Raw genomic sequence first — 16,316 nt, forward strand, 5'->3', positions numbered from 1 at the left:
AATGTCGGGAAATACAGCTTCCGGCAGATAAAGTTAACTCAGCAAAATTCAAGCCGGCAAGCGAATCCAAAATTTGCTACCTTTGCCAACTTCGCTTTCAACACCTATTTTGCCGCCATGCTGCTCGACAATTGCCTTGCAGATAGATAATCCCAATCCGCTGCCTCTACGATTAGCAGAATCAGAGGAGTGGACTTGCTTGAACCGCTCAAATATTGATGCCAACTGCTCTACCGGAATACCTCGTCCGGTATCTACAACTGCAAACTCGATACCATCGGAAATCTTATTCGCTGTCAACTGAACAATCGCCTGCGCTGATGAAAACTTGATTGCATTGGACAAGAGATTAACGAGAACCTGCACCATTCTTGCTTCATCCAGACGAGCCATTGTTTCATTGTGCTCAGACTGAATTGAAATCTGGTTGCTTGCAGCCAGGGCCGCAACTGAATTAACAGCCGCATTGAAGAGACGCTCTACCGGAACCTCCTCCTGCCAGTTCAGTTCCAGATTGCCGGACTCCAGGCGTTCAATGTCGACTAAATCTCCGACCAAATCTATCAACCGTGAAATACTTTGATTCACGTCACGAAGTGAAGACATTCCTGGTTCGGACAACTCGCCGTATATTCCCTTTTCCAGGAGCTCTGTGTATGCCAGGATTGAGCACAAAGGCGAACGAAGATCGTGGCTAACCATCGACACAAAGGCTTGCTTCATCTTTTCTAAGTTCTTAGTTTCAGTGACATCATGAGCCACGCAGAAATAAGCCTGACGAGAGTCTGACCACTGCACAGACCAGACAAAATCGCGCACCAAGCCGTCTTTACCAATGACTTGATTGTCCAAAACTTTTGTAGATGCACTTTCTTTCATTTCGGTGAGATATTCCAAACTGGCATCAATAGAGACAGGATGGAGAATAGTAACGAACCGAGCGCCGACGAGTTCGTCGCTAGAATATCCGAGAAGCAGCTCTATAGCGGGGTTAACAGATAAGAACTTCAAATCTGAATTGAGAGAACAGATTACCTCGCGCGCATTCTGCACCATAGCTTGCTCTTGTTCTTGCGCCTCCGACAGCGATGCAGCCATGTCACGAAATGCTTTATCCATAACTGACAGTTCATCACTACCAGTTAGCCTTTCATGCAAATCACGACCAGCAGCCAGACGCAAAATATTGTCGGAAATAATACTGATTCGAGATGCAATATTGCGATTGAATATTATCGCCAGGGCAGCGGCCAGAATAATATTGACAAAAAATGCTGTTGCCAACGCGGTTTGCTGTTGCTCGCGAAATGATTTCAAAATCAAAGGGCTTTTATCCGATATAGACTTCTCACGGTCAACTAGACTCAATAAATCGGTAGAAGCTTTTATGGAGATCAACTTTCCTGACTCCACCGCATCGTGAAATGTCTGAATAGCCTCCTCCATATTTCCTTCATGAACCATACGTTTAGAGGCAAGTATTCGGTTGATAATATCGTTTACCTGCGAGGAGATTGAGCGAACAATTGCCGACTCCTCGGCATTGTCCTTTGTCAATTCAGTCAGGTTCGCCATGTTCTCTTTTATTTTGACAAAGACAACATTGAGCGTTCGTGTTGCCTGACTTATGTTAAATGGTCCTTTCTTATGTATCGAGTCAAGCCCAAGGTACAGGTCTCTAGCAGTTTTACTGGCAGTTTCAACGATCAAACGAGACCGATGCTCACGGTCGAGTTCACGCTCCAACTCAGACTGCAGTGAATAGAGCGAAGCGATACAGACGATTTGAACCATTAGCGGAACGAAGACAATGATCATTCCCTTTTGCAAAATGGTCAGTTTCAAATTGGTCCCACCTGGTAAATCTTCAGGCTTTTTATAGCACGATATGGCTTGCAGTACGCCTGATTTCGCGGACTTTGTCGCCTGCGCTCTGCTGCTTCATCCCGAGAACCTGAACCGATAAATTAAATCTCCCCACTTCGCACAACTTACGCTTCAGCCGGGTGTATACGAATTAAGAACTTCCAGAATTATCCTGCCATCGAGGTGCTGAGGTGAACAATCGCTGGAAATCAGGAGCCTCGTTATTCCAAATTGGAAGAGTGGCAGGACCATGCGCAATGGCGTTCTTCCTCGCTCAATGTTACGGAATGCCACCAATCGCACTGGGTAATGGCTTTCTTTCCAACAACGCAAGCGGACAAGAAGAAGAAGAAGAAGAAGAAGGCGTGAGGGGAAGAATCCGACAACGCCTTCATGAGCGGCTGAACAAAATCAATAACAAGACAGCCGGTTACACAACACAAAATATTGCCGGGTTGGAGGTGGCGATCTGGAAACCATTCACGATGGAACAAGGAAAAGCACCGCTTGTTATTTTTTCCCACGGTTTCGGCGGTAGTGCTACACAAAGTGCCTTTCTCATGGACGCTCTCGCAAGAGCCGGCTATCTAGTCATCGCTCCGAACCACAAAGATGCACACGGGTCAACAGCAACTAATTTCCGACCTCAAGTAGGTTTTAAAAACCCTAGAGAATGGAGCGATAAGACCCATTTAGACAGGCATGACGATATCGTCAAGTTGATTTCCGCACTACACTCAGATCCACAATGGAATAAACAAATCGACTGGAGTGAGCTGGCTCTTTGTGGGCATTCGCTGGGAGGTTATACCGTCCTGGGACTGGCAGGAGCTTGGCCATCATGGAAAATACCTGGAGTCAAAGCTGTGATTGCACTTTCACCCTATGTCACCCCATATATAGACAGCGGCAACCTGGCTGGTATGCATGTACCGGTCATGTACCAGGGTGGTACCAAAGATTTCGGCATAACACCATTTGTCAGAAGACCAGGCGGAGCCTACGAAAAAACTTCTGCCCCAGCCTACTTCGTAGAATTCGATCAATTCACACACTTCACCTGGTCGAACTTTAATCGTGAACCCGATAAGCAAGCACAAATTGACTATTACTGCATTGCCTTTCTCAATAAGTATGCCAGAGGCGAGGACGACGGCACGCTGCAAAAGAGAATCGCTGGCGTCGTAGACTTTAAGTCGAAGTAAAAAGAACCGTTCATGCGTTCTGCACGTCAGACGACTAATTTGGATAGAGGGCAATAGCATCGCACTGTCATCTATTCGTATTAAGCTGTCGGCGCTAACGTGTAACATAGTAATGGAATCAACAGATGACTCTTAGTTACTCAGTACGACGAAAATTAGACTTAAGACTACAAACGTCTACATCCATGAAAAGGTCGGGTCGGGCAATTAGAAAGCCGCGGGGTTCGGCGATCAGTGAGATGGCGCCAGCCCTCTTTCTTCTGCTTGTGGTGGCAGTTTTTCCCGTCCTCGATCTAATTTTCGACGGACTCGGCTACTGCGCCTGCGTAACCCTGAACAATTTGCAGTTGCGCGAAGCCGTGCGAGTACCAAAATCACAAGCGACTGACCCGAATGGCAGCGTACAACTTGAAATCCCGAACAACTGGAGGGCCTCTGTCTTTGGGGGACTGGCACCGCTCATGGCCGAACCAGTCACTGAAGTAAGCTATGACGTTGTCGCGGGCAACGCCGTCGCCACTGTCTCAACTACGGTGCAAGTGCGCCCTTTGCTGGTGATACCTTTCTTCCCAAACATCCCTGGCCTGAGCGCGCCCATGCCGTTAACAATCACAACCAGCAGAATTCTCGAGAATCCTGCATTTTTGAACTATTGAGGCGACGATGAATAGCAATAACATTCGTCTAGCTTCTAACAAATGGTCTGGATGGTTTAACCCGCATTTCGATATCGGTTTACACATTTGTCCTCCAACAGGTAGAGCGATATCGCCGCGCCAACGGTCCGGTGGTCGCACAGGCTCCAGAGGGTCGAGACCGCCTGCAGCAACAGGCAGAAAAAAGGGACAGAGTTTAATCGAAGTCATGGTCGGTTTGCTCGTGATCATCCCGATAGGCTTAGCAGCAGTGGATATAGTGGTGCTCACAAACGCCAGTCAAAACAACGAAGAAATTGCAGAAACAGCCGCTAGAGCAGCCTCAACCAAGGCTAATGCGGCAAGCGCGACAAACGCGGTGCAACAAATCGTTGAGAGAGTCACCCTCAACAACGTAGTTCAAGACTTACAAATCGATGATGTCAATTTTGACCTGGGCAAGGGCACTGTCAGCGTATCGCTGATCATGACTGTAAAAATGCCCGTGCCCTTTCCAAATTTCAGTACTGTTTCATGCAAGGCTGGAGCCATTCAACCAATCGTATCCACGCCGGCCCCCCGGTGAAACAAGTGCGGCAGAAGAACAAACAACTCAGAACCAGACGCGGTGCATCTATCATCCTCGTTGCACTGTGCGCAGTCGGACTGGTCATACTTGTTTATCTTAGCTTTCACCTGGCTCTTATCATGGGCGGCTCACGAGAGGTGCGTAATGCAGTTGACGCGGCTGTCCTGAACGTGGGTAAACGCGTTCCACAACTCAAGGTGCCGGCCAACATATTCGCAGACTGTGCTGACTCTGCCGGTTTCATTGGTATGAGCAACATCAGCCGCGTCTGGGGAAAGGCTTATTTGATTAATGCAAATGTAGAGGGCATGCGATACGAAGGACTCCTGACTGGTTCGGCATCAGATGCAGCAGACAAAGTCTATTCAGCCGCGCAACAAGTCAACGATAACCTGCGAGCGCAACTGACCAACAAAAGCCTCCTTGACCAATTTTTCAATCAGCTGTCATCCAACAAGCCAGCCAAACTGCTGGGAGAATCAGCCACCGTACAAACCCAGGCTGACAACAAAATCGGCTGGGCTACAGCCATGGTTGATCGAGGTGCTGAAAGCAATTTGACTGTTTCGCAAAGCCAATTGCCAACAGGAGTACACGCAAAGATCGTGGATCTCGGCAACCAGCAGTACATGCAGGGATACACCCCGATCCGCACAAATGGGCGGGAATTCGTCTTTCCAAGTTTCAAGCGCGGTGAGATGCCGCATCTTATATCAGACTCGACTTTCCAGCGAAATACCAGCGGCATAGTCACAAATCCAATACCAAACGCTTTCCGGGAGATGGGAAGCGCTGATGGTCAGGGCACCACCCTCAGTGCATCTGCTTGCGCTCAAGCCAACCCTCGAACCCAGTATCAACTGGCCATACCACATGCATTCGTGACGATTACTTTTTCCAATCGAGCTTTATGGATTGTGGAAGGGAAACAGGTAAAAGAAAGCTTTTACGGATTCGAGCCTGAAACACAGCAAGGTGTAAAAAAACAGCCTCTCTCTGTGGGAGGCATGCTTGATGGATTCGCAAATCTTGGTAATGAATACAAGTTGGGCAGCCTCTGGCAACTATTCACGAAGTGTCCGGGTGATCACACAGCCGCGCTAAACAAACTTGTCCAGAGGGTGAAAGAAATCGATCACACGTTTACGACTCAAAAGTTAACGGCCCTGATGTCAAATCAGATGCTGATGCCTGGCGCCTCTCGTTATATCATCTATCCACATTACACGAGCCCTGACGCAACAAGCCCAACCATGAGAATAGCCTCTATACCAGGCTCAGCGCTCCCTGGTTGGCTTCAGGCGGCTAATCCGCCGGAGGGGCAAAGCGCAGTTATCATCACAGAAGAAGCGTCCATCGACGATCCAAATATCTGCTGGGACAATATTATTGGCGGGAAATCTCCAACCGGACGGCACTGGACCGAATTTTACGGCAGTATAAGCTGGCAGCCAGGCACTGGGATGGGACAATGTCTGGGAGACCTTAAACTCTCCAGAACCACCAAGTGCGTTTTCACAGGTGTTCCTTGATGACAAAATTCGTAAAAACAAGAACCATTGCATTGAGTGCACTTTTTGCGCTGTCGCTCGCATTGCCTCTAACACCAGTGGCTCTCGCTGAACAGAATTTCTTGAAACAGGGAATCGCAGAATTCAACGCTGGCAATTATTCCGATGCATCCGGACACCTTGGCGCAGCTTTATCTACCGACTTCAACAATTCCGTTCTGCACTACTACCTGGGAAATTGCTACGTGCACATGAAACAGCGTGATGCAGCCATTCGTGAATTTCGTATTGCCTATGCTCTAGATCCCGACAAAGATGTAGGTAAGTATGCAAAGCAAGCTCTGGCTGGTCTGAATGCCGATGGTTCTACACCTACAGCACTCGGTCCGGCAATTCCGGGGAATCAAAACGCAGACGCGATGGCAAAACTCGCCGTCGATAGATTGTTGGACCTTAAGTCTAAACCGGGCGGCTGGATGCCTACAGGACCGAATGGACTGCCGTTACCTACAGGCGGTTCCGGAGGAGCAGCGCCAGATCCAAACAAACCGCTACCACCTCTGCCGCCCGGGCAGAAAGTAGAAGTAGGCCGCGGCGGACGCTTAATTGAACCGTCACCCGTTCAGCCATCTCCGACCCCGATACCCACCAGTCCGGCCGACATAGCAAAACAACTGGAAGCTCTACGGAAGCTTTACGAAGGAAATCGCTATGTGCCGACGGCTAAAAGTAGCCATGAGTTACAAAAGACAGCTGACAATTTGCGCGAATTGATGACGCAGCAGGCGAAACCCGGTAGTCATCATCTAGTGCCAGCCGGAACAAACTTATACATTCGAAACTATCAAACAGTTCCACCAGATGGTGCTCAATTACCCATGTCGACTCCGGCCAACATCAATCCGGTGGGACCAACTTCTTCACCAAACAACAATTCATCGAACAGTCCGAAGAACAAATGACCCCGGCTCAGCCATAGCACGTACGTCCACTCCAGGGTCTACTGCTCCATCTCCACAAATTGCAAACAGTGTTTGCATTTCGCAAGCAGTGTCAGATCAAACGCTTCAAACTCAAAATCGAAAGATGCACAAATGTTTCGTGCCAGTCCATCGAGATAGTCCTTCTGAAATTCAACTGTTCGTCCGCACATGACACATTTGACATGACCGTGGTGACTCGTTTCGCGTTTCCAGGTATAGAACGTCACCCCTTTTATTTCCGTTTGCACAGCGGTACCCGTAGATACCAGCCGACGCAAAATTCTATAGACAGTACTCAGGTGCAAACTGACACCTTGCTCGAGTGCCTTTTCCTGAATGATGCTGGCCGTAAATAGGAAGTCGGGATCTGCGTCTCTCATCACATTTGCCACAACCTGCAAATGAGGGCGAAACGACTTAACGATATCGCCCTTGGTAGAGCGATATCGCTCCAAAAACCGGAAAGCTGTCCTTGTACTGATCTCAATGCCTATGCTGGCGCCTTCCATCTGTAACTCTTCAGCTGTAATCGATGGATTGACGCGAACCACATCGAGCAGACGGTAGCTCTGCTCCCACTGCAAAGGTCCCTTTCCGCCTCGTTTTCGCTTGATGTAATCCATGGTCACCCCCGCCCCAGAACAATGCGTACTGTACACGACACCAATTCTTATTGCGAATGTTCGCAATAAGAATTGGTGCACATGACATCAGGCAGGCTCCACTAATTGACACTAATCCGCAATTGTAAATTATTATTATTGCGAACCATTTGCACTGAATGAAAACGCATTCATTGAAAATGCTTACCCGGAAGCTGCTCTGAAATATTTGTGCAATCTAATTGCGAGTTATTCTCAATTAGGTGTTTAATATCACTCCGACATTGGAGACACAAGGGCAGACTTATATGCATGAGCTACGGGGCACAGGACACCAGAAGATTCGCGCACCACAAACTGAAACAGCCCAAACAGATTCCGACAGAAGCGACATCACCGACCTTGTAGAGGATCTTTGCGAAATCCGTTTCCTATTAGACGGACTGTGTTTCGATCAAAACGACTTCCACAACTACGAAGCAACTTATACATCCCTCTTTAGCCAGAGCTTTGCGGACGTTTTCAACAAAGACCTGAAGACTTTCAAGTCCAAGCATCATGCTTTGCTAGATCTTGTGGAAAGAGCTGCCCGCTGGTCAAGCTCCGCCGATTTGAGAATCCTGGTGCGACAAATTCGCAAAGATGCCCTGGATCTGAAATCAGCGATTCGCCAGGCCTATCGACATAGAGGATTAGCCTTGTGCGCGGCTGACTGGCAGAGCCCAGTCTATGCATCCACTTTCAAACTAGAATTGAATCGCTTCTCTGATCCGATCAAAGAGCATGCCTGGGACTACAAGCGCGATGGACACCTGGACGCGGTTGTTTACGAAGAAGCGTTCATAAAAGCATATCTTGCCACTTCAGGGTCATCGAAGTGTAAAGCCTATCTGACAAACAGCGGCATGGCTGGCTACACAACAGTATTACATTGGCTGGCTCATGAGATGGATCTCGGCACCAACGCCGTCGCCTTGCAACCGATGTATTTTGAAAACATTCATCTGGCAAGACAATTTTTCCCCTCGCTCTCAACTATCAGTGACTACACAAAGCAAGATTTATTGCACGCTCTGCGCCAAATTCAACCTACAGTTGTCTTGTGCGATGCAGTCACCAATTGCGGTGACATACTTCGTCACGACATCGAAACCGTTCTCAACTGGGCCTCACATGAGACTACCAGGTCAACAGCCATAGTCATCGATACAACTTGTCAGCCGGCTTTTCTGATGCCCAAAGATTTTCTCGGCAACATCCCCGAGAATGTCTCTGTGATCCTTATTGAAAGCCTTGCTAAGCATCATCAATTCGGCATGGATAACACCACAGCCGGTATCGTGGTTGGGCACCTCAGTGAAACGCATCACAATGAATTCAGAAAGACCCGCGCCCGGCTTGGCACCAATATTACGGACCAGAGCGTGGGATGCCTTCCTGCGCCCGATCGCTTTCGCCTTGAGCAAAGAATGCGGCGACACTCTCTGAACATTGATTTGATCACAAGAGAACTGCAATCAACGCTTGAGAATGAGAATGGTGTTCTGGAAGGTCTTTCACATTTGAGCCTCGACCCGCAGTTGCCCTGGTATCGTGGCGCCTGCCTGACTCTGAAAATGAAGCGCGAATTCCGCACCGTTGAAAGATTTCAGGAATTTGAACATGCTGTTATGCAACGAGCCGCACGAAAGCGCTGTTCGATCACATTAGGTACGAGCTTCGGATTCGACGTCACTCGCTTTTACGTAACAGCGCCATCTACGCCTTTTGAAGAACCATTTCTCCGATTAGCCGTAGGCACGGAACCACGCCTGCACATCAAACTACTGTGCGAAATAATCGACGAGATCAACACCGAACTAGGTCAGGTTTGGGAGAAAGTGGAAACACAAGAATCTGGGTCAGCCTTAAATATGCCGCTGCCGAGCATCAAGCGCATCACAACAGCTGGATCCGCAAACACAGCAAATCGCGCCGTTGTCACAACACCTGATTCCGTAAGCCCTAAAGATTTCACCATAAGCACAAGCGATGATCTCTTCATAAGCAGAACAGTCTTTTCTGGTGATGACTCGCTCAAGTCATATCTCTCACCCAGTAACTATGCTCCAACACCTCTGGTTGAATTACCCGCCGATTTAAATCCGTTCCGAGGCGATGGGGTGAGAATCTTCGCCAAGATGATGCCCCTTGTTCCGCTGATGAACATCAAGTCGGTTCCGGCGTTTTCTATGCTCAGCAAAGCGTTTGAACGGGGCGATCTTTCAGGAGTCAGCAACATCATCGAAAGCTCGTCATCAAATACGGTGCTCTCGTTGAGTGTAATGTCGAAATTATTCGGCGTGGAAAATACAACTGCAATTGTCGACCACAACATATCAGCAGGGCTGCTGCGTATGCTCCGCCTCTTTGGAATTGAAGCCTTTTTACACCCCGCCGCCGGACACGAAATGTTTGGGAAACTTGCACCAAGAAGCGAACGAGCCAGCAAAATCGGCGCTCAAGATGGCTGGTTCAATCCCGGGCAATACACTAATCCAGACAACCCCGAAGGCTTTGCCAACTGGCTCGCGCCGCATCTCTGGGCACAAACAAATGGCGAACTCGATCTGCTTGCATGCGGACTGGGGACGTGCGGCACAATGGTGGGTCTGAGTCGAGGACTGAGACAAAGAAATCCTCACCTGAAGGTAGTAGCGTGCTGCCCTGTAGCCGGACAGGCGGTACCAGGCCCAAGGGAGCAGTCACTCCTCAAAGACGTCACATTCGACTGGAAGACGGTCGCTAACGCTCAAATGGAATTGACAGCGGAAGAAAGCTTCAAAGGCAGTATCAAACTGCTGCGTCGAGGTATTCTCGGTGGTCCCAGTTCAGGCATGAATTACGCCGGACTGTTGGCGTACTTGCAGGCGGAGAAGGATTCCGGACGTCTTGAACAGCTAATCAAAACCGATGGCGATTTCCACTGCGCATTCATTTGCTGTGATTCACCACTGCCGCACGTGAATGACTACTACGACACGTTAGGCGAGGAATATTTCCCGCAAATCCATGATGTGCCAGGCGAGGACATCATGGAAACAGAGATAGAAAGATGAATACCTACACGCAGCCCCAAAACACGGTTATTTCAAATGGAGACGACTGCGCGCCACCATTGACTCCTAAACTGGCGCCCTGGATACAGGCGCTGTGCAAGGCCCCCGAAAGAACTAAGTCATGGATCAATAACTTTGGCTCGCCCGTTCACGTTACTGTCACATCAGAATTTGAGCGCAATGTGCGCGACTTACTTTCACCACTGCGGTCGCGCGGAGTGCAAGGCAGCCTCTACTTCGCACGAAAAGCAAATAAGCTGCCCTGGTTTGTCACTGCCGCCAGACAAACCGATATCGGCGTAGACGTCGCAAGCAATGCTGAATTGCGTGAGACTCTTCAACTGGGAGTCTCAGCAAGTAAGATTGTCGTCACAGCAATTGGAAAAGACGAAGGTCTGATCCGTGATGCAATCAAGAGCGGATGTTTGTTGATTATCGACAACGCCGACGAACTCAATTTAATTCAAAAGATATCCGCTTTGCACAACAAAACAGTGCGCGTCGGTCTGCGGATAGCCGGGTTCGAAGTCGGTACTCGACAGGTTTATAGCAGATTCGGCATTCCGCTGGCTGATGTCCCTGGCATGCTATCAAAAATCACGGCAAACGGTTTGCTGAAGATCGAAAATCTACACGCACACCTCGATCGATACGACACAGAAGAGAGAGCTTGTGCGGCTTTCCAGCTTCTGGATTTAATCGACTACGCCAAAACCCAAGGACACGAAATAACTTCTATAGATCTCGGGGGCGGCATTTTGATGCGCTACCTGGATCATTCCGAGCAATTCGAAGAATTCACAGAGGCTCTGACAAAGGCAATTCGTGGCGATCGAGCGGCGTTCACTTTCCGTGGCGATGGGCTTGGTTATTTCAAGGTCGGCAACGGCGTAGAAGGCAGCGCCGATCTATATCCAGCCTGGAACGCGCTTTCAAAGGAGCGGTTCATTTCGCAAGTGCTCGAACATTCAAACAAAAACGGTCCTCTGCATAAACAGCTCGCCGGTCGCGGCATCAAACTCTACTTTGAACCAGGCAGAGCTCTCCTCGACAATGCAGGCGCAACTCTCGCTCAAGTCACATTCCGCAAGCGCGACACGCTTGGACATATGCTCGTTGGCGTGGCAATGAATCGATTGAATCTCCGCCCCTTCCGCGCCGAGTTTTGCTCTGATCCAATCTTTCTCAGCAGAAAAGATCGCCCACTCCTGACAGAAGGCGCGTTTCTAGTCGGCAATCTGTGCTCTGAAAGTGACCTTATATTCCGCCGCAAACTGTCTCTGGGACACATGCCAGAGCCAGGAGACCTGGTGCTGTTTGCCAATTCTGCTGGATATCTGGCCCACCACATGGAGATAGGCACACACGGGGATTCTCTGCCAAAAAATTTGCTCTTAGACTCGACTACTCTGGAAATAATCACAACCGCCTGAACACCTGAATTCCTGAACAGATAAACTCCTCAACTCCCGAACACATGAACTCCTGAAGTCTTACGACAAGAACGAAGAAAGATGACACAGCAACTTACTAAAGTAAAAAAAGCAGCACCAGTGGCTGTAGTCACAGGCGCCAACAGAGGACTTGGCAAAGCATTTCTAGAAGCCTTGCTCAAACGCGGCTACCGAGTTGTAGCCGTCGTGCGCACTCTGTCATCGGTGCGAGATTTATTCGCGCTCGACCCCAACAACATTTTCCCGTTGCGCTGCGATATAACAGAACCCTCTACTGAAGACGTCTTGAAGGAGTTCTTGCAAAATCAATTCGAGCAAGTCGATCTTCTTATTAACAACGCCGGCTATGGTGCCACCGCATACGGCATCGAAGCGCTGCAGATTGCAGAACTCGATCGCGTTATGTCCGTGCATCTGCACGGACCGATACGCTGCGTAAAAGCTTGCCTGCCGCTGCTACGAAAATCGCAACACCCAACCGTCGTAAATATCTCATCTCGTTTCGCATCAATCGAGAACGTTTCGACAGGAACGGTACCGCCCGACCAGGCGACCTATGCATACCGAATTGCCAAGGCATCTTTGAATATGCTCACCTCTTGTCTGTCCATAGAACTGTCGAATCAAGGGTTTCGGATTTTGTCCATCGACCCGGGCAAAGTCAAAACAAGATTTGGACCAGTCGATGCTGATACAGAGCCGGAGCAAGCGGCAGAATCGATAGTCGAAATGGTCGAAACAGAAAATCATCAAGGTTTGTTCGTCCGAGCATCAGGAGAAAAAGTGCCATGGTAGTTGATCGTCATTGGTCGGTTAAAGAGAAAAACGACCCTTTTGTAGTTCCTTCTTTTGAGACAATCAGCTTCTCGCTGCCGTCTATGGCCAGTTGGGAAAATCTTCTCAGAGGAGAGCAAGACGGCTGGGTGTATTTAAGTGACGGTAATCCGACACTGGCAGCCCTCGAAAAACTTCTTGCCAGGATTCAAGGCGTGGAAGCCTGCTGGGTGACCAGCACTGGCAAGTCAGCGATTGCAGCAAGCTTGCTGGCCTTGCTCAAGCAAGGTGACCATCTGATCCTGCTGCGCGAAGGATACAAGTCAACACGACTGTTTGCAGAAGCAATGCTACAAAAATTCGGAGTCGAAGTAACTTTGATGGGAGTAGATGAGCTGGACAAGCTAGAAACAAAGATAGAGAGAGGACGCACCAGAGTCCTGGTTCTCGAAGCCCCGACCAATCCCGTTACCAGGGTGCCGGATCTGAATCGATGCGCAGAAATCGCGCGCAGGCACAATGTTTATACAATTCTGGATAACTCGCTTTCCGGCTTTCACCAGCACGGTGATATTCCCGTCGACTTGATAGTACACAGCTTGTCCAAATTCGCGTCCGGCGTCGGTGATGTCATGGGCGGTGCAGTACTGGGCAGCAAACAACTGGTCTCACAAGTCAAAAACGCAAACGTCTGGAACACCGATGCGCTCAGCTCTCACGCCGCAGTGGAGTTGTGGAAAGGAATGCAAACTTATGACCTGCGCATAAAGCGCCAATCGTCTAATGCCCAGGCGATTGCCGAATTTCTCAGCACGCATCCTCAAGTCAGCCGCGTTCTCTACCCGGGCTTGAAGAGCCATCCTGACCACGAAGTAGCCAAAAGACAGATGTCTGATTTCGGCTCCGTCCTCATATTTGATACCAGAGGCGGTGCAGAAGCGATGCGCCAGACTCTCGACCGGTTAAAAATCTTCCGCATAGCATTTGGAACCGGCTTTACGCAGTCAATCGCCAATCCAGCCTGGCTCTTCTATGCTCGCTCATTCCCAGAACAGCAAGTCGGCGAGTCGGCCATCAACGATTCGACGATTCGCCTATCGGTGGGCATCGAATCACCAGACGAACTAATCGATGATCTTCGAAATGCCCTCGCGTAAGTCACCAGACACAACCGAAACGCTCTTCGATACAGCCGATATAGTGATTTTGGGTGGCGGTATCACAGGCTTGACGACAGCAATTGTTTTGCAGTCGCTGGGATTATCGGTAAAAATAGTCACCGAGCAACTGCCACGCGCGGCAGCTGGAGAAGGATCACTTGCCCCCCAAGTGGCAACGTCTTATGCGATGGCCTCGGCGTATCCGCATTACTTGAAAGTTGCAAATTTAGAGCAGATAAGCGATGACTCGCAGACTGTATTTGGTTTCCTAAATACAGACGTAAACTCGGGCATCGAAATTCAAGAACTTTACGAAGTATTCGAAGACAAACCCGAACCTCCTGCACTGGGCTCCAGACGCATGGCTCTAGAGTATTTCGATGGCAAACCAAACCAACTGAAAAACACCATCGATCCACCGGCACGACCAGGCGCTGAATATTTATGGGGTTGGAAATTCGACACATATTTTGCGGATATGCCTAAATATCTCTCGTTTCTCTGGTCGCTGTTCCACAAGCGCGAAGGCAAATTACAAACCCTGAAAATAACGGACGATTCGGAGAGCTTATTGCAAAACCTATCGACAGTTAACAGTCTCAAGCAAGCAGCCGGGCGGCTCCTGGTAAATTGCATGGGGTTTGGTGCACGCGACTTTGCAAATGACAAAGCGGATTTCAAAATATTGCGCGGCAAACAACTCCTCGTTCGCGGTGCACCGTATGTAATCGGCAAGCGAGCCCTGCCGCTGGCCTACAACTACACACCGAAAGAAGAAGTTTTTCCTCGCGGTGACGGCAACCCCGAATACATGCATTTTTTCTCGCGCAGCGACGGCTGGCTGCTTGGACAAACAAGAGAGCCCGGCACAGTCGATGAGAACGGGCACTGGCAGGGTATCGTTTCTCCTGTAGAAACTGAAGCTATCAACGGCATCGACGTTCCGCTACCATTCATAGAATTAAACGCAGCGCTGATCTCCAACTGGCTTGATCTGACATTCGACCGAAAACAGTTGATTGCCAGGGAGGGCTATCGCTACTATCGAGATCCGCTCGCTAGCGGCGTGCGGCTGGAGATGGAAGAAAAGTTTGGAGCTTGCATCATCCACAACTATGGTCATGGGGGCTCTGGAATCACCATGTCCTGGGGGTGCGCGATACAAGTGGCCAGGCTGGTCTCACAACAATTGAGAGTAGAGGCACGCCCACTTGCATCAGACCTGGACCGAATCCTACAAAACAGCATGAATTAGCAATAGCATTTACTAACAAATGTCACCTGCAAAAATCACAGCTCTCTACACATATCCAATCAAGTCCTGTGCGCCGATTTCACGGTCCCGATCAGCCTGCTCGACATCGGGTCTGGTGGATGATCGAGAGTACGTGATTGTGTGTGCAAAATCAAACAAAATTCTTACTCAGAGAGATTTGCCGCATATGGCAAGACTGAAGCCTGAGCTGAGTGAGCGAGAGCATCTTATCATTCGCGGCTTAGACGGCACAGAAGCCTTGATTCCGCGCCAAGTCGACGGCGAGATATTGACGCTAAACCTCTGGGGCAACACATATGAAGGCATCGACCAGGGCAAAGAAATTGCGGAATGGCTTTCTCATCAACTGGGCTTAAGCTGCCGGCTTCTCAAGAAATTGACTGATCATGAACAGGCTTCAAGACACCGGCCAGATAACACCAGATTCGATGCCTCTTTTGTTGACTGCTGCCCGCTTTCAGTCGTCTTCGCAGAAGAGGTTCAAGAACTCAATACCAGACTGGCCATCCCTGTGGAGATGAGTAGATTTCGTCCGTCCATCGTCATTGAAGGGGTATCTGCGGCTGAACATCAGAACCTGAAACTAATTCGCACTGAAAACTCGGTATTGACATATATCCGCCCAATTGCACGCTGCATTGTGATCAACGTCGATCAGGAAAGAGGAATCATTGCCGGAACAGATTGCTTGAAAGAACTTGCGGCTTACAGAATGGTCAATCAAAAAGCTGTATTGGGTCACTACTTTTTCGCCGCTGAGCCAGGGAACATCTCAGTCGGAGAGACATTGACAGTGTGTGCAAAATAAAGCGCAAGGTGCGAAGCAGCTTCCAATTAGTTCTAGTAAATAGTGATTCGTTGTGAAGGCAACACTAACCTCTCTGCTCAAAACCATCATGGCCGCAAGCATTGCGCACAAGATGATCCTCCACGAAAAATCATAGACTCTGGAGAATGCGATTTGTAATGGCATAGAATAGTGTCATCCCGTATTTTTTCAAACGCCAGGAACCAAGCCAGAAAACGCATCCATCGCCGCACCGCAACCGTATCACATGAGTCGACAACGACTGAGAGTGACATGGGTAGAAGTAGCGGAACAAGAGAATGCGGGAGATTTTATGCAGTGACAATCAGCGCCACCCAGCGCCAGCTGGCACTGC

Annotated in this window: 13 protein-coding genes; 11 read left to right on the forward strand and 2 right to left on the reverse strand. The window is 49.3% G+C overall.

What is annotated here, in order from left to right:
• Positions 1-48: 48 nt before the first annotated feature.
• The gene (locus EKK48_02995) at positions 49-1,845 is read right to left on the reverse strand and encodes a PAS domain-containing sensor histidine kinase (GenBank protein ID RTL45419.1); all 1,797 of its coding nucleotides are present in this window, start codon (positions 1,843-1,845) and stop codon (positions 49-51) included.
• Positions 1,846-2,123: 278 nt separating this feature from the next.
• Here EKK48_02995 and EKK48_03000 point away from each other — a divergent pair, with 278 nt between their 5' ends.
• The 5 genes from EKK48_03000 to EKK48_03020 all read left to right on the forward strand — a co-directional run bounded on the left by EKK48_03000 (position 2,124) and on the right by EKK48_03020 (position 6,768).
• Positions 2,124-3,071 (forward strand): alpha/beta fold hydrolase, encoded by a 948-nt coding sequence (locus EKK48_03000; protein ID RTL45420.1) that lies wholly within the window; start codon positions 2,124-2,126, stop codon positions 3,069-3,071.
• A 239-nt stretch (positions 3,072-3,310) separates the two neighbouring features.
• Positions 3,311-3,727 carry a hypothetical protein gene (locus tag EKK48_03005; protein RTL45421.1) on the forward strand — a complete coding sequence of 139 codons (417 nt, stop codon included), beginning with the start codon at positions 3,311-3,313 and terminating at the stop codon, positions 3,725-3,727.
• A 7-nt stretch (positions 3,728-3,734) separates the two neighbouring features.
• Positions 3,735-4,292, forward strand: a complete 558-nt coding sequence (locus EKK48_03010; protein RTL45422.1) for a hypothetical protein — start codon at positions 3,735-3,737, stop codon at positions 4,290-4,292.
• 5 nt (positions 4,293-4,297) lie between these two features.
• Positions 4,298-5,827 carry a hypothetical protein gene (locus EKK48_03015; protein RTL45423.1) on the forward strand — a complete coding sequence of 510 codons (1,530 nt, stop codon included), beginning with the start codon at positions 4,298-4,300 and terminating at the stop codon, positions 5,825-5,827.
• Entirely contained in the window at positions 5,827-6,768 is a 942-nt protein-coding gene (locus tag EKK48_03020; GenBank protein ID RTL45424.1) for a tetratricopeptide repeat protein, read from the forward strand. The genes EKK48_03015 and EKK48_03020 overlap by 1 nt, the downstream gene beginning before the upstream one ends.
• Before the next feature lie 38 nt (positions 6,769-6,806).
• Here EKK48_03020 and EKK48_03025 read toward each other — a convergent pair whose 3' ends face one another.
• Positions 6,807-7,412 carry a hypothetical protein gene (locus EKK48_03025; GenBank protein ID RTL45425.1) on the reverse strand — a complete coding sequence of 202 codons (606 nt, stop codon included), beginning with the start codon at positions 7,410-7,412 and terminating at the stop codon, positions 6,807-6,809.
• A 287-nt stretch (positions 7,413-7,699) separates the two neighbouring features.
• Between EKK48_03025 and EKK48_03030 the strand changes: the two genes are divergently transcribed.
• From EKK48_03030 to EKK48_03055, 6 genes are all read left to right on the forward strand, one after another.
• Positions 7,700-10,489, forward strand: coding sequence for a pyridoxal-phosphate dependent enzyme (locus tag EKK48_03030; protein ID RTL45426.1), 2,790 nt, complete (start codon positions 7,700-7,702; stop codon positions 10,487-10,489).
• Positions 10,486-11,922 (forward strand): hypothetical protein, encoded by a 1,437-nt coding sequence (locus EKK48_03035; GenBank protein RTL45427.1) that lies wholly within the window; start codon positions 10,486-10,488, stop codon positions 11,920-11,922. Before EKK48_03030 ends, EKK48_03035 begins: the two co-directional genes overlap by 4 nt.
• 81 nt (positions 11,923-12,003) lie before the next feature.
• On the forward strand, positions 12,004-12,738 hold the full coding sequence (locus tag EKK48_03040) for an SDR family NAD(P)-dependent oxidoreductase (GenBank protein ID RTL45428.1): 735 nt from the start codon (positions 12,004-12,006) through the stop codon (positions 12,736-12,738).
• Positions 12,732-13,874, forward strand: coding sequence for a PLP-dependent transferase (locus EKK48_03045; GenBank protein ID RTL45429.1), 1,143 nt, complete (start codon positions 12,732-12,734; stop codon positions 13,872-13,874). The genes EKK48_03040 and EKK48_03045 overlap by 7 nt, the downstream gene beginning before the upstream one ends.
• Positions 13,849-15,132: an FAD-binding oxidoreductase gene (locus EKK48_03050; protein ID RTL45430.1), complete on the forward strand. Its 1,284-nt coding sequence runs from the start codon at positions 13,849-13,851 to the stop codon at positions 15,130-15,132. Before EKK48_03045 ends, EKK48_03050 begins: the two co-directional genes overlap by 26 nt.
• A gap of 19 nt (positions 15,133-15,151) precedes the next feature.
• Positions 15,152-15,961, forward strand: a complete 810-nt coding sequence (locus EKK48_03055) for an MOSC domain-containing protein (GenBank protein RTL45431.1) — start codon at positions 15,152-15,154, stop codon at positions 15,959-15,961.
• The last annotated feature ends 355 nt before the right edge of the window (positions 15,962-16,316 follow it).

The organism is Candidatus Melainabacteria bacterium (assembly GCA_003963305.1).
Lineage (GTDB): Bacteria > Cyanobacteriota > Vampirovibrionia > Obscuribacterales > Obscuribacteraceae > PALSA-1081.